This window comes from Treponema sp. R80B11-R83G3 (assembly GCF_054786115.1).
In genome coordinates this window covers 1-382 of sequence record NZ_BDHF01000572.1, presented here as the reverse complement: position 1 = coordinate 382, position 382 = coordinate 1, and the positions used below count along the sequence as shown (strand labels likewise).

General features: G+C 39.8%; 1 protein-coding gene. It reads left to right on the top strand.

Going from position 1 to position 382, the window contains the following annotated elements:
- Positions 1-28 precede the first annotated feature (28 nt).
- On the top strand, positions 29-382 hold a 354-nt coding region (locus ACYVRH_RS15030), incomplete at its 3' end, for a TolB-like translocation protein (protein ID WP_461257657.1).

The window sequence follows — 382 nt, the reverse complement described above, 5'->3', positions numbered from 1 at the left end:
ATAAATAAATATTTTTCAGGAGGATTTAATGAAAAAGAAAAATGTACCGCAATTAATTTCCGTAATTGCGGTAGTAACACTGCTTGTTTTAGTAGGAGCATGTGGAAGTTTGTCAGGTATATCAGATATACTAATGACAAAAAAGGATACTGTTGATGTATCATGGGATGAAGGAAAGACTACCGGGGTAACGCGCCTTACAAATGATGGTCTTTCCAAGAATTGGGTGCGTGTGTCTCCGGATGGAACCAAGTTACTGTATACAGAAGCTTCAAAAACCGGATATTGGCAAATAGTTTATCTGCGTGATGCAAGTAACCCGGCTAAAACCCCGCTGGTTGGTGAAGTTGCCTTTTCACCTTCATGGTATCACGACAGTAAC